The sequence below is a fragment of the Streptomyces sp. NPDC002790 genome, from assembly GCF_040295505.1.
Lineage (GTDB): Bacteria > Actinomycetota > Actinomycetes > Streptomycetales > Streptomycetaceae > Streptomyces.
The window spans coordinates 26,658-50,975 of sequence record NZ_JBEOVM010000035.1 but is presented as its reverse complement, the minus strand read 5'-3'; the positions used below and the strand labels follow the sequence as shown (position 1 = coordinate 50,975).

General features: G+C 70.9%; 23 protein-coding genes. 18 read left to right on the top strand and 5 right to left on the bottom strand.

Annotated elements, in window-relative coordinates; translation table 11 throughout:
* Window positions 1-15 precede the first annotated feature (15 nt).
* From madL to ABT004_RS18140, 9 genes are all read left to right on the top strand, one after another.
* The gene (gene madL, locus ABT004_RS18180; protein WP_351337650.1) at window positions 16-465 is read left to right on the top strand and encodes a malonate transporter subunit MadL; all 450 of its coding nucleotides are present in this window, start codon (window positions 16-18) and stop codon (window positions 463-465) included.
* A gap of 1 nt (window position 466) precedes the next feature.
* Complete coding sequence (gene madM / locus ABT004_RS18175; RefSeq protein ID WP_351337648.1) at window positions 467-1,231, top strand: malonate transporter subunit MadM; 765 nt, start codon at window positions 467-469, stop codon at window positions 1,229-1,231.
* 93 nt (window positions 1,232-1,324) lie between these two features.
* A complete protein-coding gene (locus ABT004_RS18170) occupies window positions 1,325-2,617 on the top strand; it encodes an SGNH/GDSL hydrolase family protein (protein ID WP_351337646.1) in 1,293 nt (430 codons plus the stop codon).
* Window positions 2,618-2,711: 94 nt separating this feature from the next.
* Window positions 2,712-3,284 carry a TetR/AcrR family transcriptional regulator gene (locus ABT004_RS18165; protein WP_351337644.1) on the top strand — a complete coding sequence of 191 codons (573 nt, stop codon included), beginning with the start codon at window positions 2,712-2,714 and terminating at the stop codon, window positions 3,282-3,284.
* Between the two features lie 72 nt (window positions 3,285-3,356).
* Window positions 3,357-4,568 (top strand): GDSL-type esterase/lipase family protein, encoded by a 1,212-nt coding sequence (locus ABT004_RS18160; RefSeq protein WP_351337642.1) that lies wholly within the window; start codon window positions 3,357-3,359, stop codon window positions 4,566-4,568.
* Between the two features lie 27 nt (window positions 4,569-4,595).
* A complete protein-coding gene (locus tag ABT004_RS18155; RefSeq protein ID WP_351337641.1) occupies window positions 4,596-6,041 on the top strand; it encodes a glyceraldehyde-3-phosphate dehydrogenase in 1,446 nt (481 codons plus the stop codon).
* A gap of 383 nt (window positions 6,042-6,424) precedes the next feature.
* Complete coding sequence (locus ABT004_RS18150) at window positions 6,425-7,357, top strand: TauD/TfdA dioxygenase family protein (RefSeq protein ID WP_351337677.1); 933 nt, start codon at window positions 6,425-6,427, stop codon at window positions 7,355-7,357.
* A gap of 148 nt (window positions 7,358-7,505) precedes the next feature.
* Window positions 7,506-8,678 carry a sensor histidine kinase gene (locus ABT004_RS18145; protein ID WP_351337639.1) on the top strand — a complete coding sequence of 391 codons (1,173 nt, stop codon included), beginning with the start codon at window positions 7,506-7,508 and terminating at the stop codon, window positions 8,676-8,678.
* Entirely contained in the window at window positions 8,675-9,325 is a 651-nt protein-coding gene (locus tag ABT004_RS18140) for a response regulator (RefSeq protein WP_351337636.1), read from the top strand. Before ABT004_RS18145 ends, ABT004_RS18140 begins: the two co-directional genes overlap by 4 nt.
* On the opposite strand, the gene ABT004_RS18135 is transcribed toward ABT004_RS18140, so the two are convergent.
* The gene (locus ABT004_RS18135; protein WP_351337634.1) at window positions 9,322-9,693 is read right to left on the bottom strand and encodes a VOC family protein; all 372 of its coding nucleotides are present in this window, start codon (window positions 9,691-9,693) and stop codon (window positions 9,322-9,324) included. The genes ABT004_RS18140 and ABT004_RS18135 overlap by 4 nt on opposite strands.
* A gap of 174 nt (window positions 9,694-9,867) precedes the next feature.
* On the opposite strand from ABT004_RS18135, the gene ABT004_RS18130 reads away from it, so the two are divergent.
* Entirely contained in the window at window positions 9,868-11,979 is a 2,112-nt protein-coding gene (locus ABT004_RS18130; protein WP_351337632.1) for an MMPL family transporter, read from the top strand.
* Between the two features lie 71 nt (window positions 11,980-12,050).
* Here the strand turns inward: ABT004_RS18130 and ABT004_RS18125 are convergent, their stop codons facing one another.
* The 4 genes from ABT004_RS18125 to ABT004_RS18110 form a co-directional block, all read right to left on the bottom strand.
* Window positions 12,051-12,527 (bottom strand): thioesterase family protein, encoded by a 477-nt coding sequence (locus ABT004_RS18125; protein ID WP_351337629.1) that lies wholly within the window; start codon window positions 12,525-12,527, stop codon window positions 12,051-12,053.
* Between the two features lie 6 nt (window positions 12,528-12,533).
* Window positions 12,534-13,496, bottom strand: a complete 963-nt coding sequence (locus ABT004_RS18120) for a 3-hydroxyacyl-CoA dehydrogenase NAD-binding domain-containing protein (protein ID WP_351337626.1) — start codon at window positions 13,494-13,496, stop codon at window positions 12,534-12,536.
* A 66-nt stretch (window positions 13,497-13,562) separates the two neighbouring features.
* The gene (locus tag ABT004_RS18115) at window positions 13,563-14,453 is read right to left on the bottom strand and encodes a beta-keto acid cleavage family enzyme (protein WP_351337623.1); all 891 of its coding nucleotides are present in this window, start codon (window positions 14,451-14,453) and stop codon (window positions 13,563-13,565) included.
* A 170-nt stretch (window positions 14,454-14,623) separates the two neighbouring features.
* On the bottom strand, window positions 14,624-15,472 hold the full coding sequence (locus ABT004_RS18110; protein ID WP_351337620.1) for a TetR/AcrR family transcriptional regulator: 849 nt from the start codon (window positions 15,470-15,472) through the stop codon (window positions 14,624-14,626).
* Window positions 15,473-15,738: 266 nt separating this feature from the next.
* Here ABT004_RS18110 and ABT004_RS18105 point away from each other — a divergent pair, with 266 nt between their 5' ends.
* The 8 genes from ABT004_RS18105 to ABT004_RS18070 all read left to right on the top strand — a co-directional run bounded on the left by ABT004_RS18105 (window position 15,739) and on the right by ABT004_RS18070 (window position 24,273).
* A complete protein-coding gene (locus tag ABT004_RS18105) occupies window positions 15,739-16,716 on the top strand; it encodes an ABC transporter substrate-binding protein (RefSeq protein WP_351337617.1) in 978 nt (325 codons plus the stop codon).
* Entirely contained in the window at window positions 16,713-17,480 is a 768-nt protein-coding gene (locus ABT004_RS18100) for an ABC transporter permease (RefSeq protein WP_351337615.1), read from the top strand. The genes ABT004_RS18105 and ABT004_RS18100 overlap by 4 nt, the downstream gene beginning before the upstream one ends.
* The gene (locus ABT004_RS18095) at window positions 17,477-18,277 is read left to right on the top strand and encodes an ABC transporter permease (RefSeq protein WP_351337612.1); all 801 of its coding nucleotides are present in this window, start codon (window positions 17,477-17,479) and stop codon (window positions 18,275-18,277) included. Before ABT004_RS18100 ends, ABT004_RS18095 begins: the two co-directional genes overlap by 4 nt.
* On the top strand, window positions 18,270-19,082 hold the full coding sequence (locus ABT004_RS18090) for an ABC transporter ATP-binding protein (protein WP_351337610.1): 813 nt from the start codon (window positions 18,270-18,272) through the stop codon (window positions 19,080-19,082). Before ABT004_RS18095 ends, ABT004_RS18090 begins: the two co-directional genes overlap by 8 nt.
* A 68-nt stretch (window positions 19,083-19,150) precedes the next feature.
* Window positions 19,151-20,908 carry a sensor histidine kinase gene (locus ABT004_RS18085; protein WP_351337608.1) on the top strand — a complete coding sequence of 586 codons (1,758 nt, stop codon included), beginning with the start codon at window positions 19,151-19,153 and terminating at the stop codon, window positions 20,906-20,908.
* Window positions 20,905-21,543 (top strand): LuxR C-terminal-related transcriptional regulator, encoded by a 639-nt coding sequence (locus ABT004_RS18080; protein ID WP_351337674.1) that lies wholly within the window; start codon window positions 20,905-20,907, stop codon window positions 21,541-21,543. The genes ABT004_RS18085 and ABT004_RS18080 overlap by 4 nt, the downstream gene beginning before the upstream one ends.
* 326 nt (window positions 21,544-21,869) lie before the next feature.
* Complete coding sequence (locus tag ABT004_RS18075) at window positions 21,870-23,384, top strand: long-chain-fatty-acid--CoA ligase (protein ID WP_351337606.1); 1,515 nt, start codon at window positions 21,870-21,872, stop codon at window positions 23,382-23,384.
* A 121-nt stretch (window positions 23,385-23,505) separates the two neighbouring features.
* A complete protein-coding gene (locus ABT004_RS18070) occupies window positions 23,506-24,273 on the top strand; it encodes a sulfite exporter TauE/SafE family protein (RefSeq protein ID WP_351337604.1) in 768 nt (255 codons plus the stop codon).
* The last annotated feature ends 45 nt before the right edge of the window (window positions 24,274-24,318 follow it).

Below are 24,318 nucleotides of genomic sequence, written 5' to 3'. Positions count from 1 at the left end.
AGTGTGGAGAAGACGATGGTCCTCTATGGAGTGGCAGCGCTGGCGGTGTGCATGCTCACGGGCACGCTCGCCGGTGAATACCTGGGCGAGGCGCTCGGCGTCGACGCCAATGTCGGCGGCGTCGGCTTCGCCATGATCATGCTCGTGTTCGCGACCCACTGGCTGCGCCAGAAGGGGAAGTTCCCCGAGGTCAGCGAACAGGGCGTGCTCTTCTGGAGCGCGATGTACATCCCCATCGTCATCGCGATGGCGTCCACGCAGAACGTGTACAAGGCCGTCACCGGCGGCCCGATGGCCCTCCTGGCCGGTCTGCTCGCGCTCGTCGCGGGGGTCGCCCTGGTGCCGGTGGTCGCGCGGATCGGCGGGCGGGGCGAGCCGCTCCCGCCGCTGACCGAGGCCGGGACCGAGGCCGACATCGAGACCGACACCGAGACCGAGTCCGCCACCGAGAAGCAGGGGGCCTGACGTGGATACGTTCGTCTCCGTTTGCAAGGACAACGGCCTCATAGTCGCCTTCGCGCTCGTCGGCACGCTCATGCTCGTCTCGGCATGGCTGTCCAAGAAGCTGACCCGAGGGCGGCTGCAGGGCTCCGCCATCGCCATCGTGCTCGGCCTCGCGCTCGCCTACTGGGGCGGCTCGGCGACCGGGGGAGAGGCGGGGATCGCCGACATCACCACGCTCTCCGGGATGAGCCTGATGGGCGGGGCGATGCTCCGCGACTTCGCGATCGTCTCCACCGCGTACGGCGTCGACCTGAAGGAGATCAAGGGCGCGGGCCCCGCCGGCGCCCTGTCGATCCTGCTGGGCGTCGTCGTCTCCTTCGTCGCGGGGGCGCTCATCGCCGCGCTCTTCGGCTACCGGGACGCCGCCTCGCTCGCGACCATCGGGGCGGGCGCGGCCACGTACATCGTGGGTCCCGTCACGGGCACCGCGGTGGGCGCGAGCTCGGACGTGATCGCGCTGTCGGTCGCCGCAGGCCTGGTCAAGTCCGTGGTGGTGATGGTGGGTACGCCCTTCGCGGCGCGCCTGATCGGCCTGAACAACGCCAAGTCGGCGATGGCCTTCGGCGGTCTGCTCGGCACCACGTCCGGCGTGGCAGGCGGCCTCGCGGCCACCGACAAGCGACTCGTCCCGTACGGGGCGATGACCGCGACCTTCTATACGGGCGTCGGCTGCCTGCTCGGCCCGTCGCTGTTCTACGTGTCGCTGCGGGCGCTCGTCGGAGGGTGACCGGGGCCCGAAGGGCCTACCGCAAGGTCGGCGGAACGAAATCCAGCACAGCACCATCCCCACTCCCGTTCACCGGAAGCAAAGGTTGTGCACATGCCTCGACTTCGTACGATCACGACCGCCGCGGCGGCCGTCCTCGCTCTCGCGGGCGGCGGCCTCGCGGGAGCCCCGCACCCGGCGGAGGCGAGAGCCGGGCACGGCGGCCAGGGCGGCGGCAGCGCCTGGTTCACCTCCTGGGCACAGTCCCAACAGGACGCGGCGACGGACCCGTTGAGCGACCAGTCCGTACGGACGGTCACGCACCTCAGCCAGGGCGGGGACGGCGTCCGCGTCCGCATCCAGAACACCTTCGGCAAGGCGCCCCTGGAGATCGGCGGCGCCTCCGTCGGTCTGAGCGGCGACGGAGCGTCCATCAAGGGAGACACCCACCCGGTCCGTTTCGACGGGAAGAGTCACATCACCGTTCCCGCGGGCGGCGAGGTGTGGAGTGACCCCACCGACCTCGCCACGGCGGCGCAGGACGACGTCACCGTCTCCGTCGCACTCAAGGGGACGGCCACCCCCGGTCAGCACCGCACCGCGCTGCGCACCAACTACCTCACGCCGCAGGGCACCGGCGACCACACCGCGGACACCAGCGGCGCCGCCTACACCAAGACCGTCGATGCCACGTACCTGGTCAGCGCCGTCGACGTGCACAATCCGCGCCTCAACGGCACGGCGGTCGCCTACGGCAGCTCGGTCGTCGACGGCGTCGGCAGCACCAACTGCGGCCCCGGCTGCACCGAGACCGGCACCAACCGCCGCTGGACGGACGACCTGGCGCGCCGCGTGCACGCCGAACTCCCGCCCACCGAACAGGTCGCGATCGCCAACGCGGGGCTCAGCGGCACGACGAGCGCGGCCGACTGCCCCGGCACCCCGTCGAACGTTCAGGGCCTCGACGCCGCCACCCGCCTCAAGAGGGACGTCCTCGCCCTGCACGGCGTCACCTCGGTCCTCTACTACTACGGCACCAACGACCTCGCCTTCGGCTGCGACGGCGAACAGATCCTCGCCAGCTACAAGAAGGTGTTCAAGGAACTGCGCGACGCCGGAATCAAGATCTACGTCACGCCCATCACACCCCGCCCCGGCTACAGCGACAAGAACAACCTGGACCGTCACACGGTCAACCTCTTTACGAATAAGGCGAGTTCGTGTGACGGAACCTGCGAAGGCGTCATGGACTTCGACGAGGTCCTGAAGGACCCCCTGCACCCCAACAGCATCGAGCCCTCGTACGACAACGGGGACGGCGTCCACGCGAACATCGCCGGGCAGCAGGCGATCGCCGACTCGATCTCGTTGCGGATGCTGCGGGTGCTGAGGGCCGGCGCGCTGTAAGCGACACTCGACCCCCATTTGCCTATAAGTATTAGGCAGGTGCAGAATGGGTTTCGGTAACAGTGACGGGGGTCGAGGGAGAGGGCGTACGGCCATGGTGCGTGCCGGATTGACCGCGGAGCGGCTGGCCCGGGCCGGTGCCGAGCTCGCGGACGAGGTCGGCTTCGAGCAGGCGACCGTCTCGGCCCTCGCCCGGCGCTTCGACGTCAAGGTCGCGAGCCTGTACTCGCACGTCAAGAACTCGCACGACCTGAAGACGCGGATCGCCCTGATCGCCCTGCAAGAGCTGGCCGACCGGGCCGCCGAGGCCCTGGCCGGGCGGTCCGGCAAGGAGGCGCTCGTGGCCCTCGCCAACGTCTACCGCGACTACGCCCGCGCACACCCGGGCCGCTACGCCGCCGCCCAGTACCGGCTCGACCCGGAGACGGCGGCGGCGAGCGCAGGGGTTCGGCACGCGCAGATGACGCGGGCCGTGCTGCGCGGCTACGACCTCACCGAACCCGACCAGACCCACGCCGTCCGGCTCCTGGGCAGCGTCTTCCACGGCTACGTCAGCCTCGAACTGGCCGGCGGCTTCAGCCACAGCGCACCCGACTCGGCGGAGAGCTGGGCGCGGAGCCTGGACGCGCTCGACGCACTGCTGCGCAACTGGCCCGCGCAGGCGTGAGCCGACGAGTCCCGCGAATCCCGCCAGTCCCGCGAGTCATCCCACACCCTTGATCAACAGATTGACGCCACCATGAACAGCACCAACACCCCTGACTCCGTCCATGAGTTGACCGCCACACCGCTGACGGACGACCTCGTCCACGGTGCGATCGACATCGAGCGCACCGCCCGCGGTCTCCTCCCGCACCGGCTCCCCGCCTGGGCCCGCTCCCAGAACACGGACGGCCAACTGGCCATGGCCGAGTCGCAGCCCTCCGGCGTCCGCCTCGCCTTTCGCACCCGCGCCACCGTCGTCGAACTCGACACGGTGCCGACCAAGCGCGTCTACGTAGGTGTGCCCCCGCGCCCCGACGGGCTCTACGACCTGCTCGTCGACGGTCGGCCCGCCGGGCAGGGGAGTGTCGCCGGCGGCGACATCCTCACCATCGACATGAGCGCGGGCACGTACGAGCACGAGGAGGCCGGGCAGCCGGGAACGCTCCGGTTCGACGGCCTGTCCGAGGCATCCAAGACCGTCGAGATCTGGCTGCCGCACAACGAGACCACCGAGCTCGTGGCCCTGCGCACGGACGCCCCCGTGGAGCCGGTGGGCGCATCCGGCCGCAAGGTGTGGCTGCACCACGGCAGCTCCATCAGCCACGGCTCCGACGCCGCGAGCCCGACCACGACCTGGCCCGCGCTCGCCGCGGCGCTCGGCGGCGTGGACCTGGTCAACCTGGGGTTCGGAGGCGGCGCCCTGCTCGACCCGTTCACCGCGCGCACCTTGCGGGACACCCCGGCCGACATGATCAGCGTCAAGATGGGGATCAACCTCGCCAATGCCGACCTGATGCGCATGCGGGCCTTCACCCCCGCCGTGCACGGCTTCCTCGACACCATCCGCGAGGGGCACCCGACCACCCCGCTCCTCGTCGTCTCCCCGATCCTGTGCCCCATCCACGAGAAGACGCCGGGGCCGGGCGCCCCCGACTTCAGCACGCTCGCGAGCGGACAGCTGCGCTTCATGGCGATGGGCGACCCGGCGGAGCGCGCGCAGGGCAAGCTCACCCTGGAATCCATCCGCGAGGAGCTGGCCCGCATCGTCGCCCAGCGCGCGGCCGACGACCCGCACCTGCACTACCTCGACGGCCGCGAACTGTACGGCGAGAAGGACCACGAGGAACTGCCGCTCCCGGACGCACTGCACCCCGACGCCACCGCCCACCGCCGCATCGGCGAGCGCTTCGCGGACCTGGGGATCGGCCCCCTGATCGATCAGCCGAACGGGCCGGTTAGCATATGAGCGCCGCCTAGCTCGAAAGAGACGCACGTGACTGTCAATGACGACTCGTTCACCAACTGGAAGCACCGTGAGGAGACCGCGGAGGCAATGATCCCGATCATCGGGAAGCTGCACCGCGAGCGGGACGTGAACGTCCTGCTGCACAGCCGCTCCCTGGTGAACAAGTCGGTGGTCAGCCTGCTCAAGGCCCACCGATTCGCCCGCCAGATCGCCGGCGAGGAGCTCTCGGTCACCGAGACGATGCCCTTCCTGAAGGCTCTCGCCGAGCTCGGCCTCGGGCCCTCCCAGATCGACCTCGGCATCCTCGCCATGACGTACAAGACCGACGGTCGGGGCTTGAGCGTCGAGGAGTTCACGGCCGAGGCCGTCGCCGGCGCCACCGGCGCCCTGAAGCTGGAGCGCGGTGAGGGCCGCGACGTCGTCCTCTACGGCTTCGGCCGCATCGGCCGCCTGGTCGCCCGCCTGCTCATCGAGAAGGCGGGATCCGGGAACGGTCTTCGCCTGCGTGCCATCGTCGTGCGCGGTGGCGGTGAGCAGGATCTCGTGAAGCGGGCCTCGCTGCTGCGCCGCGACTCGATCCACGGCCAGTTCCAGGGCACGATCACCGTTGACGAGGCGAACAGCACGATCAACGCCAACGGCAACGCGATCAAGGTGATCTACGCCAACGACCCGTCCGAGATCGACTACACGGCGTACGGCATCAAGGACGCCATCCTGATCGACAACACCGGCAAGTGGCGCGACCGGGCGGGCCTCTCCGAGCACCTGCGTCCCGGCATCGACAAGGTCGTCCTCACCGCGCCCGGCAAGGGTGACGTGCCGAACATCGTGCACGGCGTCAACCACGACACGATCAAGCCGGACGAGCAGATCCTGTCCTGCGCCTCCTGCACCACGAACGCGATCGTGCCGCCGCTCAAGGCGATGGCCGACGAGTACGGCGTGACGCGCGGCCACGTGGAGACCGTCCACTCGTTCACGAACGACCAGAACCTGCTGGACAACTACCACAAGGCCGACCGTCGCGGCCGCTCCGCGCCGCTCAACATGGTCATCACGGAGACCGGCGCCGCCTCCGCCGTCGCGAAGGCCCTGCCGGACCTCAAGGCGCCGATCACCGGCTCCTCGATCCGCGTCCCCGTCCCGGACGTCTCGATCGCGATCCTCAGCCTGCGCCTCGGCCGCGAGACCACCCGCGACGAGGTCCTCGACCACCTGCGCGACGTCTCGCTGAACTCGCCGCTGCGCCGCCAGATCGACTTCACGGACTCGCCCGACGCGGTCTCCAGCGACTTCCTCGGCTCCCGGCACGCCTCGATCGTCGACGCGGGCGCGACCAAGGTCGACGGCGACAACGCGATCCTCTACCTCTGGTACGACAACGAGTTCGGCTACTCGTGCCAGGTGATCCGCGTCGTCCAGCACGTCTCCGGCGTCGAGTACCCGACGTTCCCGGCGCCCACCGCCTGACACCGGTACGCACCTCCCGAGGTCGGTCCCGCTTCCCGCGGGGCCGGCCTCGCGGCACTTGAGCGGGCGCCTGGGCCGGCATGTGGACCGCACTTGACGGAGTGATCAACTGGCAGGCAGGATGACGAGCATGTTGACGCATCGCACCCTCGCTCTCGGAACGGCCCCCGTTCCGGACCGATGTGGTTGCGCGCGCAGCGGCCTTTAACGGCGGCTCGTAGTGGGCGTTCAGCCCCTCGTCGTCTTTTCCTCCCGTACGTTTCGTAAGAGCCCCCGCCCCGCAGGGCGATGGCCGCGCACGTACGGATCCCCCTCGCGTTCAGCGCGTTCTCTCGTCACCCGTCACCGCGTGCCTGTGGAGGCTCCCCTTGTCCGTGACCGAAATGCCCCCTTCTTCCTCCGCTCTTGAGCTCCGCCCCGCCCACATCCCCGCCGACGGCCTCTACGAGGGCCGCCGCACTCTGCACCGCACCCCCGACGGCTGGCAGGACCGCCCCTACGAGCTGTTCGAGCTCGTCCCGCAGGGCGCCACCATCGGCGCCGAGATCAGCGGCCTCGACCTGAGCCGGCCGCTCTCCCCGGAGCTGCGCGAGGAGCTGAACCGGGCGCTGCTCGAATGGAAGGTCCTCTTCTTCCGCGGCCAGAACCTCAGCAGCGAGGACCAGCGCGAATTCGCCCGCAACTGGGGCGAGTTGGAGACCAACCCGCTCCTGGAGCGCGGCGACAGCGAGGACGTCGTCCGCTTCGACAAGGGTGCGGGCGGCGTCCCCAGCTACGAGAACGTCTGGCACACCGACGTCACCTTCCGTGAACGCCCCGCCCTGGGTGCGGTGTTGCAGCTGCGTGAGGTCCCGCCGTTCGGCGGCGACACCATGTGGGCCGACATGGCGGCCGCGTACGACAACCTCTCCGACGAGGTGAAGGCGCGCATCGAGGGCGCCGAGGCCGAGCACGACTTCCTGCCCGGCTTCCGGCGCTTCTACGGCCCCGAACGGCTCGCCCAGTGGCAGGAGTTGTTCCCGCCGGTCACCCACCCCGTCGTGCGCCGCCACCCCGAGACCGGGCGGCGCATGCTGTTCGTGAACACGTCCTTCACCACCCGGATCCTCGGCATGGAGCGCGCCGAGAGCGACCGGCTGCTGCGTCTGCTGTACCAGCAGGCCCATGTCCCGGAGTTCCAGGTGCGGTTCCACTGGCAGCCGGGCGACACCGCGTTCTGGGACAACCGCGCCACCCAGCACTACGCGGTGGCCGACTACGGCGACGCCCGCCGGGTCGCCGAGCGCGTCGCCATCGCGGGGGACCGCCCCTTCTAGGAAGGCGGCGCATCCTTCTAGGAAGGTGGTGTCGGCGGCCCGAAATCCCTCTCTCCGGCGAGGTGTTGACCGGGCCGCCCCTCGATACTGGCTCCCCAAAGGCACCTGCGGGGCCCTCCGCAGGGGTCGGGTCACGAGGAGCCGCACCATGCGTCTGCCGCGCCGCACCAGCCCGTACCTCGTCGACGGGGCGCTGGCCGCCCTCGTCCTGTTCGCCGTGTCCCTGCAGTTCCTGTTCCCCGACGAGGGCGGCGACCCGCTGTCCTGGCAGGGCTTCCTGCTGGGCGCGGGCACGGCGGTGCCGCTGATCTGGCGGCGCCGCGCACCGATCCTGTGCGCGGTCGCGATCTCCTGCGCCGCCCCGGCCATGGCGCTGTACCACGCGCCACCACCCGACGTCGTGTACGGCGGACTCGTGCTGCTCTACACGCTCGCCGCGTACGCGGAGTCGGCGCCGCGCCGGATCATGCTCGTCGGCTGGGTGATCGGCGCGTCGGCGACGATGTCCATGAAGGAGCATGCCGAACCCTTCGAGTACGCCTTCCACCTGCTCAGCCTCCTGAGCGCCTACGGGTTCGGGCTGCTTGCCCGCACCCAACGCGCGTACACCGCCGCCCTGGAGGAACGTGCCCGCGCCCTGGAGCGGGAGCGCGAGATCGACCGTGCCCGCACGGTCACCAGCGAACGCGCCCGCATCGCTCGGGACATGCACGACGTGGTCGGCCACGCCGTCAGCCTGATGGTCGTCCAGGCCGAGGCGGGCCCCGTCGTGGTGCGCAGCGACCCCGCGCGCGCCGAAGCGGCGTTCGACGCGATCGCGGGCGCCGGACGCGAGGCCATGCAGCAACTCCGCCTGATCCTCGGCATCTTGACCGACACGGGCAACGGCAAGGGCGGACTCGAAGCCCCCGTGCCCGGCCTCGCCCGCCTCCCCGACCTGATCCGCCAGGTGTCCACGACCGCCGGAGTGGCCGTCACCCTGCACGTCGCAGGCCACCCCCGCCCCGTCGCCCCCGAAACGGAGACCGCCGCGTACCGCATCGTCCAGGAAGCCCTGACCAACACCGTCAAGCACGCGTACGCTGCCCGAGCGGACGTACAACTCGACTGGGGAGAAACGGAGTTGGCGATCACCGTGACAGACGACGGAACCTGCTCCGGCCCACCCGAAGCCGGTGGCGGGCGCGGACTCGTCGGCATCGAGGAGCGCGCCGCGGCCTGCGGCGGCAGCGCACACAGCGGCCCCGGCCCGCACGGCGGATTCCGGGTCACCGCCCGGCTGCCCGCGGCGACCCGACAGGCCGTCGAAAGAGCGCCATGAGCATCCGCGTCGTCGTCGCCGACGACCAGGAACTGGTGCGCAGCGGTTTCACCATGATCCTCGACGCGCAGCCCGACATCGAGGTCGTCGCCGAGGCGGCCGATGGGAACGAGGCGGTCACGGCGGTGCGCGGTCACGCGCCCGACGTCCTCCTCCTCGACATCCGCATGCCGCACATGGACGGCATCGAGGCGGCGCGCCGCGTCTGCGAGCAGTCCAGTTGCCGCGTCGTCATGCTGACCACGTTCGACCTCGACGAGTACGTCTACGAGGCGTTGTACGCGGGAGCGTCCGGGTTCCTGCTCAAGGACGTGCGCCGCGACGACCTCGTGCACGCCGTCCGCGTCGTCGCGGCAGGGGACTCCCTCCTCGCCCCGTCCGTGACCCGCCGCCTCGTCGCCGACATCACGCGCCGCAGGCCCAAGCCCCCCGAACCGCCCGCCCTTTCGGCCCTCACCGCCCGCGAGACCGAGACCCTGCGCCACCTCGCCCGCGGCCTCACCAACGCGGAGATCGCCGCGACCCTCCACGTCAGCGAACACACGGTCAAGACACACGTCAGCAACGTCCTGAGCAAACTGCACCTGCGGGACCGGGTGCAGGCGGTCATCTGCGCGTACGAGTCTGGTCTTGTGGCGCCCGGCTAGCCGATCAGGGTCCGCTTCGGGCGCACCACGCAGAACTCGTCGTCCTCCGGATCGGCCAGCACCGTCCATGACTCGTCGCCGGTCTGCCCCACGTCCGCCCTGTGCGCCCCGAGGGCGACGAGCCGCTCGATCTCGGCGTCCCGGTCCTCCGCGGTGCAGGTCAGGTCGAGGTGCAGCCGGTTCTTGGCCGCCTTGGCGTCCGTCACCGGCATGAAGCAGATCCCGACCGGAGCGTTCTCGTCCGGGCCGATCACCACCTCCCGTTCCCGCTCCGACAGGATCCGCCAGCGCAGCGCCCCGGCCCAGAAGCGGGCCAGGGCGGGAAGGTCGTGGGCGTCGATGACGATGTGGTGCAGCGAAACAGGCATGCGCTCCAGTATGCGCGGCGCGCCCGACGCCCGTCTCTCACTCGCGCGACCCATGCCGTGCGGCCGCGCCTCCCTCTTGCGCGCGAGTCAGGAACCGCCCGCCCCGGCGATCCGCCACACACCACTGCGCGAGCACGCTGACGGTGTCCCATCGGAACCCTCCGAGGAGGCGCCGTGCTCAGCGCACTCGCCCGGGCGGCGACCCGCCGCCCCCGTACCGTGATCCTCACCTGGCTCGCCCTGATCGTGCTCGGTTTCGGGCTCGGCACCGGCGTCTTCGGCCGGCTCTCCGACTCGGTCCCCGACGTGCCGGACACCGAGTCCGACCGCACCGCCGAACTCCTCGACGACATCGACCCGCGCGGCGAATCCCTCAGCGCCGTCGTCGAGGCACCCCGCGTCGCCGACCCCGCGCTGCGCGCCCGCGTCGAGCGGACCGTCACGGACCTGCGCGGCATCCCCGGCGTCGCCGCCGTCCCGAACCCGTACGCCACCGAGGACCTGGCCTCCCGCGACGGCCGGGCGCTCATCGTGCCCGTCACCCTGAAGGGCGGCCTCGACGACGACGCGGAGGACACGACCGTCGACGCCGTCGCCGACCGGGTCAAGGAGATCGACGGCGCGGACGTCCATGTCAGCGGCGGCCCGCTGCTCGGCGACCAGCTCGGCGAGCGGGCCCAAGAGGACGTCCAGCGCGCCGAGTTGATATCACTGCCGATCGTTCTCGCACTGCTTCTTCTGATCTTCGGAGGGCTGCGCGCGGCCGGACTGCCGCTGCTCGTGGCGGTCAGCGGCGTGGCGGGCGCGTTCCTCGCCCTGTTCGGCTTCAGTCAGGTCACCGAGCTCTCCGTCTACGTGATCCAGGTGACGACCATGCTCGGGCTCGGCCTGGCCGTGGACTACGCGCTGCTGATGGTGATGCGCTTCCGGGAGGAACGCCGGACGAGCGCGGATGTCACCGAGGCCGTGCACCGCACCGTCGAACGTGCGGGCCGCACCATCCTGTTCTCCGGCCTGACCGTCGCCGTCAGCCTCAGCGGACTGCTCGTCTTCCCCAGCCCGTTCCTGCGCAGCATGGGCCTGGCCGTGGCAGCCGTCGTGGTCGTCGACATGCTCGCCGCGCTGACCCTGCTGCCCGCGCTGCTCGCCCGGTTCGGCGCACGCATCGCCCCGTCCAAGCCGCGTGCGCCCGGCGTGGAGGGGCGCGCCTTCGCCCGCCTCGCCCGGTTCGCGGGCCGCCGCCCGATAGCCGTGACGACGGTGAGCGTGCTCGCCCTGCTCACGCTCGCGCTGCCGGTCGGGAACCTGCGCATCGACATCGGCGACGCCCGCCAACTCCCCGCCTCCACCGCGGCGCGACAGCTGTACGACACCGTGCACGCGCACTACCCGCCGGGCGTCGGTGTGGACCCGGTCGTCGTCGTGGCACGCCCCGGCACGGACCCCGCCTTCGAGACCCGGGTGAAGGCCCTGGACGGCGTCGCGTCGTCCGAGACACAGACCCTCGACGACGGAACCCGCGTCCTGCACGTCACGCCGTCCGGCTCGGTCGACGGTGCCACGGCGACCCAACTCGTCGAGAAGGTACGGGAGTTGCGCGGCGGCAATCCGGTGACCGTGGCGGGCGTGGCCGCCCGGCTCGTCGACTTCCGGCAGATGCTCGCCGACCGCGCGCCCTGGACCGCACTCACCGTCCTCGCCGGCATCCTGGCCCTGTTCTTCGCGTTCACCGGTTCGCTCCTCATCCCACTGCGCACAGTCCTCACCACGCTGCTCAGCCTGGGCGCCGCGCTCGGTGTGGTGGTCCTCGTCTTCCAGGACGGGCACGCCGCGTCCTGGCTCGGCGGGGAGGGACTCGGCGCGCTGAGCCTGACCGCGCCGCCACTCATCGTCGCCATCGCCTTCGGGCTCGCCATGGACTACGAACTGTTCATCCTCGCCCGGATGCGCGAGTCGTGGCGCGCGACAGGGGACGCGCAGGAAGCGGTGGTGACCGGGCTGCGGCGCTCGGGCCGCGTCGTGAGCTGCGCCGCCCTGCTCCTCGCCGTCGTCTTCGGCGCCTTCATGACGGGCGGCTTCGCCCCCATCCTGGAGATCGGCCTCGGCCTCACCCTGGCGGTCGTGATCGACGCGACGATCGTACGGATGCTGCTCGTACCGGCGACGATGGCGCTCATGGGTACGCGCGCGTGGTGGGCGCCGCGAGCGCTGCGCAGGGTGCATGAGCGGTTCGGTGTACGGGAGAAAGAGGCCCCGAAGGGACGGATGGTGACGTCACGTCAGTAGCGAGGGCGTACGCGCGAGGGCCCCGGACGCACTGTCCGGGGCCCTCTCATGTCAGTCGGTGGTGCGCGCCGTCAGACGACGGCGATCGACCGGCCCGCCCACTCGGGCGCGGGCTCCGTCAGCTCGGTGAAGCGGTCGCGGACGGTGGCCGGGAACTCGGCCGCCTTCCCCGCCTCCTGATCGACGTGGATCGCGAGCAGCTCGGTGGTCGCCACCGGGTCCGCGTCCGGGGCGGGCTCGCCCGCCTCGTCGTCCACCACGAACATCTCGTGCGTGAAGCGCGCCTTCTTCGACGCCGCCCCCAACACCCGCGTACGGATGGCGAGATGGGCGCCCTCGGGGACGTCACGCAAATAACGTATGTGCGACTCGACCGTGTAGAGCGAGCAGTGCGTGGACTCGCGGTACGTGGAGTCCAGGCCCGTCTCGATCATCATGGCGTCGGTGGCGTGACCGAAGGCGAGCACGTAGAACGCCTCGCTCATATGGCCGTTGTAGTCGATCCACTCGGGGCGGACCGTGCGGTGCAGGAGGGGGAGCTTTGTCATCGCAGGTCAGCCTACCTTCCGGCCGAGCCGGCCCGTCGCGCGCAGCACGTCGATGACGCCCTGGTCGCGCTCGGCGACGAGGTCGGCGATGGAGCGGCCGTCGGCGGCGACGTCGCAGCCCACGACCACGGAGTCGTACAGCTGCTTGTCGAGCTCAGGGGCCTCGAGCCGCGTCCACGGCGACTTCAGGGACGGGCCGAAGTGGTCGAGCATGTGCGCCATGCCGCCCTCGCCGCCCGCGAGCGCGAACGTCAGCATCGGGCCCATGAACGCCCAGCGCAGGCCGGGGCCTTCGGTGATCGAGTCGTCGATCTCCTTCACCGTCGCCTCGCCGTTGGCGACCATGTGCAGCGCCTCGCGCCACAGGGCCTCCTGGAGGCGGTTGGCGATGAAGCCGGGCACCTCGCGGTCCATGGTGATGACCGACTTGCCCGCGACCTCGTAGAAGCGGGAGGCCCAGGCCGTGGCGTCGGCGTCGGTCTGCTCGCCGCCGACGACCTCGACGAGCGGGATCAGGTACGGCGGGTTGAACGGGTGCCCGACGACCAGGCGCGCCGGGGTCGCCGCCGTGGTCTGCATGTCGGTCATCGGGTAGCCGGAGGTCGACGAGGCGATGACGACGCCGGCGGGGGCGGCCGCGTCGAGCCGGGACAGCAGATCGCGCTTGAGGTCGAGGTCCTCGGGGGCGCTCTCCTGCACGAACTCGGCGCCTGCGACGGCCTCTTCGAGGGTCGGGGCGACCGTGAGCCGCTCGCGCGAGGCGCCGTCGGCGAGGCCCATCTCGGTGAGGGCGGGCCAGGCGGCGTCGACCAGGCGGCGCAGCTTCTGCTCGGCGTCGGGGGCCGGGTCCCAGGCCTGCACGTCGTAGCCGCGGGCGAGGAAGTGGGCGACCCAGCCGCCGCCGATGACGCCGGCTCCGACGCAGGCGACCCGGCGGACGTCCTCGGGAGCGGTGAGGGGGGAGGTCATGAGGGTGGTGTTGCCTTCCGGTGGTGCGGGTGCGGGCTTACGTGTCCGGTCTTACGTGCGTGGGCGTCAGGCGCGCGGCTTGAGGCCGAGCAGCGCGCGGGCCTCGTCCGGCGTCGCGACGCGCGAGCCGAGGGACTCCGTGATGGTCACGGCACGCTCGACGAGCTGGGCGTTGGTCGCCTTGTTGCCCTTGCCGAGGTAGAGGTTGTCCTCCAGGCCGACGCGGGCGTGCCCGCCGAGCAGGATCGACTGCGCCACCCACGGCATCTGCATGCGGCCGAGCGCGAAGCTCGCGAACTGGGCCCCCTCCGGCAGCATGTTGACCATCGACTGCAGGACGCCCGGGTCGGCCGGGGCGCCCCACGGGATGCCCATGCACAGCTGGAACACGGTCGGGTCGTCGAGCAGGCCCTCCGCGAGAAGCTGCTTGGCGAACCACAGCTGGCCGGTGTCGAAGATCTCCAACTCGGGCCGCACGCCCAGCTCTTGAATGCGCTTCGCGCCCTGGCGCAGCATGTCGGGCGTCGACACGTACAGGTTCGAGCCGTCGCCGAAGTTCAGCGAACCGCAGTCGAGCGTGCAGATGTCGGGCAGCAGCTCCTCGACGTGCGGCAGCCGGTCGAGGCCGCTGACGAGGTCGGTCCCGGGCAGGTGGTTGAGCGGCTCGTCCGGGTCGATGACCAGGTCGCCGCCCATGCCGGCCGTCAGGTTGATGACGACGTCGGTGCCGGTCTCCTTGATCCGCTCGACGACCTCGCGGTACAGCTTCGTGTCGCGCGAGGGGTCACCGGTCTCGGGGTCCCGTACGTGGATGTGCACGACGGCAGCACCCGCGTCGGCCGCCTCGACGGCATTCTTGGCAATCTGCTCCGGCGTAACAGGCACGTGCGGACTCCGCCGCACAGTGTCACCGGCACCGGTGAGCGCGGCAGTGATGATGACGTTCTCGGTGGGCATAGGGGAACCTCCCAGGTGTGTCTCCGCCTTCGGCGGACGTGCAAATCAAGCGGGTGCGCAATTCAAGCGGTCGGGCCAATCAAGCAGCTTGGCCAATCAAGCGGGTGGGCCAATCAAGCCCCTGCGGCGATTGAGCAGCGGGGTCCGGGGCGGAGCCCCGTGACGTGTGGCTACGGGGCCGCGATGGTTCCGTCGACGTAACTGAGCAGCGCGGCATGCATCGCATCCGCCGCCGCCCCAACCACCCCCCGGTCGACCGAAAGCACCTGCGTAGCCAACCCATCAATGAGCGCGGTCAGCGCATACGCCGCCGCACCGGAATCGAGCGACGCCCGGAACACGCCCTGCTCGACCCCCCGACGGAGGACATCCGCCACGGTCTCCCGCCACTGCCGGTAGTAGTCGGTGTGCAGCCGCCCCACCGTGGTGGAACGCGCCGCCTCGGCCCACAGGTCGAGCCACACCTTCCACTGACGCCGCTGCTGCTCGGTGCGCGGCGTCTGCAACTCGATGAGCTGGCGCAGCTCCGCCGCCGCGTCGTCCGCCTCCGCGAGGTGCGCGGCGCGGCGCGCGGTGTCCTCGTCCATGCACCAGCGCACCGCGGCCTCCAGGAGGTCCGCGCGGCCGGGGAAGTGGTAGTGGATCGCGGCGGTACTGGTGGCGCAGGCGCGGGCGATGTCGGAGACCCGTACCGCGTGGAACCCGTACTCGGCGACCAGTCGGACCGTCTCCTGGACGATCTGCAGCGGCCGACCGCCCTCCACGGGCGCCGGCGCCCCGACCTCGGCCGCCAGGGGCCGCGCGCCGAGCAGCCAGCCCGGATCGACGCGCGCCTCGTCGGCGATCCGCGCCAGCTCGGCCACCGTGAACCGGCGGGTGCCGCTCAGCGAGCGGGAGAGCTTCGACGGATCCATGACGATGCGGCGCGCGAACTCGCGCTGGCTGACACCGGCCGCCGTGATGACCTCACGGACGCGGGCGGCGGTGTCGGCAGGGGTTGCCTCGTTGCTGGATTCCACGAGGCACGACCCTAACCAAGCGTTGAGAAGAACACAACACTGATGCCATCAATCCATGGAAAACACTGGCCATTGAGTCTCTGACTGGCTCATCAGTCACCATCGCAACACGATGACCGACGCCAACCGGCCCCGCAGGCGTCGCTGCATGCATCCAAAGGATCCGCTGTGAATCGTGCCAACATCCTTGCCTCAAAGGGGAGTTGACCCCATAGGGTGCGGGCTCTACGTTGCCGCCGAGCACCAGGGCTCCCAGGGGGACACCCATGCGTTGCACGCGTCGCACACTCACCGCTGTCGCCGCCATGCTGCTGCTCGCCGCCACCGCTGCCTGCGGCTCCGGCTCCGACAGCCCGAAGTCCGAATCCACCGGAACCGGTGGCACCACGAAGCTCAAGGTCGGCATCATCCCGATCGTCGACGTCGCGCCCCTGTACCTCGGGCAGAAGAAGGGCTTCTACAAGGAGCAGGGCCTCAGCCTGGCCATGACCATGGCGCAGGGCGGCGCGGCGATCGTGCCGGGCGTGGTCAGCGGCCAGTTCCAGTTCGGCTTCTCGAACTCCACGTCGCTGATGGTCGCCCAGTCCAAGGGCGTCCCCGTCAAGGTCGTCGTCAACGGTGTCGGCTCGACGGGCAAGCAAGGCGCGGACTTCGGCGCGGTCGTCGTGAACAAGGACAGCCCGATCAAGTCCGCCAAGGATCTCGAGGGCAAGAAGGTCGCCGTCAACACGCTCAAGAACATCAATGACACCACGGTCCGCGAGTCGGTCCGCAAGGGCGGCGGCGACCCCTCCAAGGTGAAGTTCGTCGAGCTCGCCTTCGACCAGATGCCCGCCGCGCTCGACAAGGGACAGGTCGACGCGGCCCAGGTCGTCGAGCCGGCCACCGCCACCGTCAAGGCGCAGGGCGGCCGCGTGATCGCCTCCAACTACGTGGACACGGCGCGCAAGTTGACCGTCGCGATGTACTTCTCGTCGAATCAGTACGTGGCTCAACACCCGGACACCGTCAAGAAGTTCAACGCCGCCACCCAGAAGTCCCTCACCTACGCCAACGCGCACCCCGATGAGGTCCGGGACATCGTCCGCACCTACACGAAGATCCCGCAGGCGACGCTCGACAAGGTGACACTTCCGGCCTGGCCCGCGCAGTGGAACCGCCCGTCGCTCGACACCCTCGCCAAGCTCGGCAAGCAGGACGGCCTGTTCGAGAAGACCCCCGATCTCAACACGCTGCTGCCGTGATCTCCGCGGTGCCCGGCCTCCTGGGACTTCTCGTGTGCGCGGCGCTGTGGGAGGTGGTGCCGCGCCTCGGCCTGGTCAACCCCGACTTCCTGCCGCCCTTCACGACCACGCTCAACGCCCTGCGCGGCGAGCTCGCCGACGCCGCCTTCTGGGCCGCGCTCGGCGACACCCTCACCGGCTGGGCCCTCGGCCTCGCCCTCGCCACCGCGGGCGGCGTCCTCGCAGGCCTGGCCATCGCCACGGTCCCGTACCTTCGCGCGCTCACCGCGTCCACCATCGAGTTCCTGCGCCCCATCCCGTCCGTGGCGCTCATCCCGCTCGCGATCCTGCTCTACGGCACGGAGCTGCGCTCGGTCCTGCTGCTCGTCGTCTACGCCGCGTTCTGGCAGGTTCTCGTGCAGGTGCTGTACGGGGTGCAGGACGTGGACCCGGTCGCCGACGACACGGCGCGCGCCTTCGGCCTCGGCACGTGGGCGCGCGTGCGGCACGTCGTGTGGCCGACGGCGCTTCCGTATGTGATGACGGGGGTGCGGCTCGCCGCCTCCGTCGCGTTGATTCTCGCCATCACCGTCGAACTCGTCATCGGGGCACCGGGGTTGGGGCACCGGATCAATGTCGCGCAGAGTTCCCAGGCCGTCCCGGACATGTACGCGTTGATCCTTGTGGCCGGCTGCCTGGGCGTATTGATCAACACTGGAGCGCGGTTCGTGGAGCGCCGCGCCCTGTCCTGGCACCAGTCCGTACGGGCGGAGGCCCCGGCGTGAGCCGCACACTCCGCGCCCTGCGCGCCACCGCCCTGGCCGTGGCCCTGCCCTGCGTCCTGGTCGCCATCTGGTGGTTCGCCTCCGACGGAAGCACCAGCTTCTACGCGCCGCCCCTGCGCACGATCCTGTCCCGCTTCGACGACACCTGGACACCGGACCGGCTCCAGGACGACGTCCTGCCCAGCGTGCTGCGCCTGCTCGCCGGATACGCGGCCGCGGGCGTCGTCGGCGTGGCGCTCGGCGTCGTCATCGGCTCCTCGCGCCGCACCCGCGCCGTGTGCGAGCCCGCCCTGGAGTTCCTGCGTGCGGTGCCGCCGCCCGTCCTGGTCCCGGTCATCATGCTGTTCGCGGGCATCGGCGACACGATGAAGATCGCCGTGATCGCCTCCGGCTGCGTCTGGCCGGTGCTGCTCAACACGGCCGCGGGCGTACGCGCCGTGGACCAGGTCGCCGCCGAGACGGCCCGCTCGTACGGCATCGGGGGAGCGGCCCGGCTGCGGCACCTGGTGCTCCCCGCCGCGAGCCCGCAGATCTTCGCGGGCCTGCGCCAGGCCCTGTCCATCGGCGTCATCCTCATGGTCATCAGCGAGATGTACGCCTCCAGCAGCGGCCTCGGCTTCGCCGTCGTGGAGTTCCAGCGCTCCTTCGCCGTACCGGAGATGTGGACCGGAATCCTCGTCCTCGGCCTGCTCGGTGTGGTGCTCGCGCTGCTGTTCCGGCTCGTCGAACGGCGGGCGCTCGGCTGGTACCACGGATCGCGCGGGGCGCGGCGAAAGGAGGGAGGCGGCGGTGCTTGAGGTCACGGGACTGCGCAAGCTCTACGAGGGCTCGGGCCGGCAGGTGGAGGCGCTGCGCGATCTGACGTTCCGCCTCGACGCGGGCGAGCTGGTGTGTGTCGTCGGCCCCTCCGGCTGCGGCAAGACGACGCTCCTGAAGTGTGTCGCCGGGCTGCTGCGGCCGACCGCTGGATCGGTCGCCCTGGACGGAGCGCCGGTGACGGGCCCGCGGCCCGGCCTCGCCGTCGTCTTCCAGGAGTACGGGCGCAGCCTCTTCCCGTGGATGCGGGTCGCCGAGAACGTCGAACTCCCGCTCAGGCAAAGGAAATCGATCCCCAAGGCGGTCCGCCGCGCACGCGTCGCCGAGTCCCTCGAAGCGGTCGGCCTCGCAGGCGTCCACCGCGCCTACCCGTGGGAACTCTCCGGCGGCATGCAGCAACGGGTCGCCATCGCCCGCGCGTTGGCGTACGAGCCGGAGGTGCTCCTGATGGACGAGCCCTTCGCCGCCGTCGACGCCCAGACCCGCGCCGACCTGGAGGACCTGGTGCGCAGACTGTGGCGGGAGCGCGGGATGACGGTCCTGTTCATCACGCACGACATCGACGAGGCGGTGTACCTGGGGGAGCGGGTGCTGGTCCTGAGCGCGTCGCCGACCGTGGTCCTGGAGGACGTGGCCGTCGAACTCCCGGTGAAGCGCGACCAGTTGACGACCCGAGCCGACCCGCGATTCACGGCACTCAGGAGCCGGGTCCTCGAGCAGATCCGCGAGGGCGGGGGCGCGGGCGCCACCGAGCCCCAGGACCGGGTCACGAAGCCCTACGGGTAACCGAGGGTTACCGGCAAGTACCTCGTCCGCTTTCCCGCTCGGGCCCCCAAATGCCTTAACGTGTGGCCGTGGACAGTCAGGGTGAGCGGGCGGTTCGGCTGCGCCTGACCGGGGCCGCGGCCCTCGCCGCAGTATCGGGAGTGGCAGGCGCGTGGGCGTACGCGCGCAGCGGCGCGTCCGCGGGCGATCTCGTACGGGACCTCGCGGTGGGCTGGGCGTACGTGGTCGCCGGCATCGTCGCCTGGCGGCGCAGGCCCGCCAACCACACGGGGCGCCTGATGGTGCTCGAAGGCGTCACCTGGTTCTTCGGCAACCTCCAGGGCACCGCCGTGCCCGCGCTCTTCGCCTTCGGTGCCTGGTGGGAGGCGCTGAACATGGCGATCCTCCTGCACCTCGTCCTGTCGTTCCCCGAGGGCCGCCTCACCACGGTCCTCTCGCGGCGCCTGGTCCAGTTCGCCTACGGGCTCGTCGCCGTCGGCGGATTCGTGCGCACGCTCCTGTTCGACCCGGCGACCCAGGCCGGGGCGACGTACCTGGACTGCCGCGCGTGCGGCCCGAACCTGCTGCACGTGCCCGCCTGGGACAGTCTCTTCGGCCCGTTCGACGCCGCGTACCACGCGGCGGGCTGGGGACTCTCGGTCGTCGCCGCCGTCGCGATCGTGCTGCGCTGGCGCAACGCGTCCGCCGCCCGCAGGCGCGCCCTGCTGCCCGCCTGGATCGGCATCGGCGTCGCCGTGGTGTTCCTCATGTGGGACATGCTCTTCTACGTAGTGCCGTGGCTCGGCGGCGTCGACTCGGTGGCCGAACAGGCCGTCTACTTGTTGTCCGACCTCGCCCAGGTCGCCGTCCCCTTCGCCTTCCTCGCGGGGCTGCTGCGCATGCGCCTTCAGCGCGCCGAGGTCAGCGGGCTCGTCATCGACATCGGCACCGACTCCGACCCGGCGCGGCTGCGCGAGGCGCTGGTGCGCGTCCTCGGCGACCCGACGCTGCGGCTCGGCCTGTGGAACGAGCGGCGCGGCGGGTACGTCGAGGCGGCGGGGCGCGAGATCGGCGAGGACGGGCGGCCGGGCCGCACCCCGGTCGCCGCAGCCGACGGCCGCCCGCTCGCCCTGCTCCACCATGACCCCGCGCTCGACGAGGACCCCGAACTCCTGCAGTCCGTGGCGGCCGCCCTGCGCCTCGCCCTGGAGAACGTCTGGCTGCGCACGCGCGCGAAGGATGTCGCCACCCGCATCGTGGCGGCAGCCGACGCCGAGCGCGGCCGCCTGGAGCGCGATCTGCACGACGGCGCGCAGACCCGCCTCGTCTTCGCCCTGATGTCCGTGCGCCGCGTGCAGAAGGGCCTCGCGGACCACCCGGACGCTGCGCTGCGCGAGGCCGCCGACGAGGCCGAGGCCGGTGTGCGGCACGCCATCGAGGAACTGCGCGGCATCGCCCACGGCATCCACCCCGCCGTCCTCACCCGCGAGGGCCTCGCCGCCGCGCTGAGCGAGCTGGCCGAGGAGGCCACCGTGCCGGTCGTCGTCGCGGCCGAGTCCCGCCGCTACGACCCGCTCGTCGAGTCCACCGCGTACTTCACCGTCTGCGAGGCCCTCACCAACGCGGCCAAGCACGCGGAGGCCCGCGCCGTCAGCGTCTCCGCCCGGCACCACGAAGGACGCCTCGTGGTGGAGACCGTGGACGACGGCGTCGGCGGCGTCGACCTCGCGCGCGGCACCGGCCTGCGCGGCCTGGCCGACCGGCTCGCCGCCGTCGACGGCGTACTGCACATCCACAGCCCCGCCGGGGGCGGAACCAGAATCAGGGCGGAGCTTCCGTGCGGGTGATCGTCGCCGAGGACTCGGCACTGCTTCGGCTGGGGATCGTACGACTGCTGACCGACGAGGGCATCGAGGTGGCCGCCGAGTGCGGCGACACCGCGCCGCTGCTCGCCCTGGTCGCCGAGCACACCCCGGACGCCGTGCTGCTCGACATCCGTATGCCGCCCACCCATACCGACGAGGGTCTGGTCGCGGCGGCGGCCGTGCGCGCGGCGCACCCCGGCACCGGCGTGCTGCTGCTGTCCCAGTACGTGGAGACGACCGCGAGCGTCCGCGCGCTCGCCCAGCGGCCCGAGGGGTTCGGCTACCTCCTCAAGGAGCGCGTCGCCGACGCCGAGGAGCTGAGCGGGGCGCTGAAGCGCGTGGCGGCGGGGGAGACCGTCGTCGATCCGCTGGTGGTGGCCCGCCTCATGGACTTGCCGCGTCCGCGGGGGCCGCTCGACGAACTCACGGGACGCGAGCGCGACGTGCTCGCGCTGATGGCCGAGGGGCGCTCCAACGAGGCCATCGCGAACAAGCTGGTCATCGGCGGCAAGACGGTCGAGACCCACGTCCGCAACGTCTTCGCCAAGCTCAGCCTGGAGTCGGACCCGGCCGAGCACCGCCGCGTCATGGCAGTGCTGCGCTTCCTGCGCGGCTGACCCCGCGCCCGCCACCCACGGGTGGAAGAGGTTCCGGCTACCCGCTCCGTCGGACGACGCGCTACCCCCGTAGCCCCCGTACTTCCCCCGTACGTCGTCCGCGGAGCGGTGCCGGACCCCCACAGTAGGCGGACCGACCGGCGGGGACATCAGGGTCAGCCCTGAGATCCGGAAGTGACCCAGGGCACATACCGTCCGGTCGGGTCCCGGGCGTAGAGTCCCCCCAGGAGGACAAAACTAGCGGCGCTAATTTACCGCTTCGGCGCCCTCCCGACCTGGTCCACCGCCGAACCAGCAGTCAGTAGTACGGAACGGAGCGCTACCCGATGGCCACTCTCTCGCTCGCCGCGATCCTCGCCGACAACGCCCGCCGGTACCCCGACAAGACGGCCCTCGTCGCGGGCGAACTGCGCAGCACCTTCGCGGAGTTGTGGCTCCAGGTCCGCAAGCAGGCCGCCGCCCTCGCCGACCTCGGCGTCCGCCCCGGCGACAAGATCGCCCTCATGGCGCCCAACACCGCCGAGTTCCCGCACGCCTACTACGCGGCCATCGCGGCCGGCGCCGCCGTCGTCCCCGTCCATCTGCTCCTGTCGGCGTCCGAGGTCGAGCACGTCCTCAAGGACAGCGGCGCGACGCTCCTGCTGTGCCACCCGGCGCAGGCGAAGACGGGCGAGGCGGCCGCCGACGCCGTCGGCATCCGCACCGTCGCCCTCGGCGCCGAAGGCGAGCTGGAGAAGCTCACGCACGACGCCGAGCCCATCGCCACGTACGCCACCCGCGACGCCGACGACCCGGCCGTCGTCTTCTACACGAGCGGCACCACAGGCGTCCCCAAGGGCGCCGTACTCAGCCACTTCAACCTCGTGATGAACGCGACCGTCGAGGCCTTCGACTGCAACGAGCACAGCCCCGACGACATCGTCCTCGGCGCCCTGCCCCTCTTCCACGCCTTCGGCCAGACCGCCTCCATGCACGCCACCTGGCGGGCCGGCAAGACGCTCGTCCTCATGCCGCGCTTCGACGCCGCCAAGGCCATCGAGCTGATGATCCGCGAGCACATCACGGTCTTCCAGGGCGTGCCCACCATGTACGTGCACCTGCTCACGGCGGCCGAACAGGCGGACACGATGCCGAAGTTGAGGGTCGCCGTCTCCGGCGGCGCCTCGCTGCCCGTCGCGGTCCTCGAACGCTTCCAGGAGCTCTTCGGCGCCCCCGTCCACGAGGGCTACGGACTGAGCGAGACCTCACCCGTCGCCGCCGTCAACCAGCCCTGGTACGGCGCGAAGGCGGGCACCATCGGCCACTCCATCTGGGGCGTCGACGTCGAGGTCGCCCGCGCCGAACTCGACGACCGCATTGAACTCCTTCCCACCGGCGAACTCGGCGAGATCGTGGTCCGCGGCCACTGCGTGTTCTCCGGCTACCTCGGCCGCCCCGAGCAGACCGCGGAAGCCCTCGTCGACGGCTGGTTCCGCACCGGCGACCTCGGCACCAAGGACGCGGAGGGCTACCTGCGGATCGTCGACCGCAAGAAGGACGTCATCATCCGCGGCGGCTACAACGTCTACCCGCGCGAGGTCGAGGAGGTGCTGATGCGCCACCCCGACATCGACCACGTCGCCGTCATCGGCCTGCCCGACGAGGTGCACGGCGAGGAGGTCTGCGCGGTCGTCGTGCTCAAGCCGGACACCACGCTCGACGCCGCCGAACTCACCACGTGGTCCAAGGAGAACCTGGGCAAGCACAAGTACCCGCGCCGCGTGGAGTTCACCGACCGGCTGCCGCTCGGCCCGAGCATGAAGGTCCTCAAGCGCGAACTGCGGGAGACGTACGCGGGTTGAGAGGTACGGGAGTTGGGGGCGCCGTGCGCCGGGCCCCACCGGCGTGGTGAAACGTAACCCGTATCACCATGCGGCGCCCCTGACGCCCGACAGGTAGTTGCGTCTAGCATCTGTCCTCGCCATGCACGACATATTCGGGATCACACCCTGGGAGTTCTCCGCCCTGGCCGCCGCGGCCATGGTGGTGGGGTTCTCCAAGACGGCTGTCAGCGGCGCCAACACGGTCAGCCTCGCGGTCTTCGCCGCGATCCTGCCCGCACGCGCCTCCACCGGAGTGCTGCTCCCCATCCTGATCTGCGGCGACATCCTCGCCGTGCTCACCTACCGGCGGCACGCCCACTGGCCCACCCTGTGGCGCCTGTTCCCCGCCGTCGGCGCGGGCGTGGTCCTCGGCACTGTCTTCCTCGGCTTCGCAGGGGACGGGGCGGTACGGATGTCGATCGGCGTGATCCTGCTCGTCATGGCGGGGGTGACCGTCTGGCGCCGCAAACAGGCAGCCGCCGCTGCCGCCGCCGAGCCGACGCCGACCCGCGCGGCCCGCGTCAAGGCGGGCTCGTACGGGGTGCTCGGCGGCTTCACCACCATGGTCGCCAACGCGGGCGGCCCCGTGATGTCCATGTACTTGTTGTCGGCGGGTTTCAAGAAGCTCGGCTTCCTCGGCACCTCCGCGTGGTTCTTCCTCATCGTGAACTCCGCGAAGGTGCCGTTCAGCGTGGGCCTCGGCCTCATCGACCGCCGCTCACTGCTCCTGGACGCGGCGCTCGTGGTCTTCGTCGTGCCGGGCGCGATGATCGGCAGGGCCTGCGCGAACCGCATCAACCAACGCCTCTTCGAGCAACTGGTCATCGCGGCGACAGTCCTCGGCGGCCTCCAACTCCTGCTGAACTGACGCTTGAAGAGACCCGCCCCTTACACGGGAACCGGCTACATGGGA

Bases quoted from the DNA above. Each gene is read 5' to 3' on its own strand.
- ABT004_RS18070 (WP_351337604.1), top strand. From the start codon at position 23,506: ATGCACGACATATTCGGGATCACACCCTGGGAGTTCTCCGCCCTGGCC.
- ABT004_RS18075 (WP_351337606.1), top strand. From the start codon at position 21,870: ATGGCCACTCTCTCGCTCGCCGCGATCCTCGCCGACAACGCCCGCCGG.
- ABT004_RS18125 (WP_351337629.1), bottom strand. From the start codon at position 12,527: ATGACAAAGCTCCCCCTCCTGCACCGCACGGTCCGCCCCGAGTGGATC.
- ABT004_RS18115 (WP_351337623.1), bottom strand. From the start codon at position 14,453: ATGCCCACCGAGAACGTCATCATCACTGCCGCGCTCACCGGTGCCGGT.
- ABT004_RS18160 (WP_351337642.1), top strand. From the start codon at position 3,357: ATGAACAGCACCAACACCCCTGACTCCGTCCATGAGTTGACCGCCACA.
- ABT004_RS18170 (WP_351337646.1), top strand. From the start codon at position 1,325: ATGCCTCGACTTCGTACGATCACGACCGCCGCGGCGGCCGTCCTCGCT.
- ABT004_RS18145 (WP_351337639.1), top strand. From the start codon at position 7,506: ATGCGTCTGCCGCGCCGCACCAGCCCGTACCTCGTCGACGGGGCGCTG.
- ABT004_RS18140 (WP_351337636.1), top strand. From the start codon at position 8,675: ATGAGCATCCGCGTCGTCGTCGCCGACGACCAGGAACTGGTGCGCAGC.
- ABT004_RS18135 (WP_351337634.1), bottom strand. From the start codon at position 9,693: ATGCCTGTTTCGCTGCACCACATCGTCATCGACGCCCACGACCTTCCC.
- ABT004_RS18165 (WP_351337644.1), top strand. From the start codon at position 2,712: ATGGTGCGTGCCGGATTGACCGCGGAGCGGCTGGCCCGGGCCGGTGCC.
- ABT004_RS18120 (WP_351337626.1), bottom strand. From the start codon at position 13,496: ATGACCTCCCCCCTCACCGCTCCCGAGGACGTCCGCCGGGTCGCCTGC.
- ABT004_RS18105 (WP_351337617.1), top strand. From the start codon at position 15,739: ATGCGTTGCACGCGTCGCACACTCACCGCTGTCGCCGCCATGCTGCTG.
- madL (WP_351337650.1), top strand. From the start codon at position 16: ATGGTCCTCTATGGAGTGGCAGCGCTGGCGGTGTGCATGCTCACGGGC.
- ABT004_RS18150 (WP_351337677.1), top strand. From the start codon at position 6,425: ATGCCCCCTTCTTCCTCCGCTCTTGAGCTCCGCCCCGCCCACATCCCC.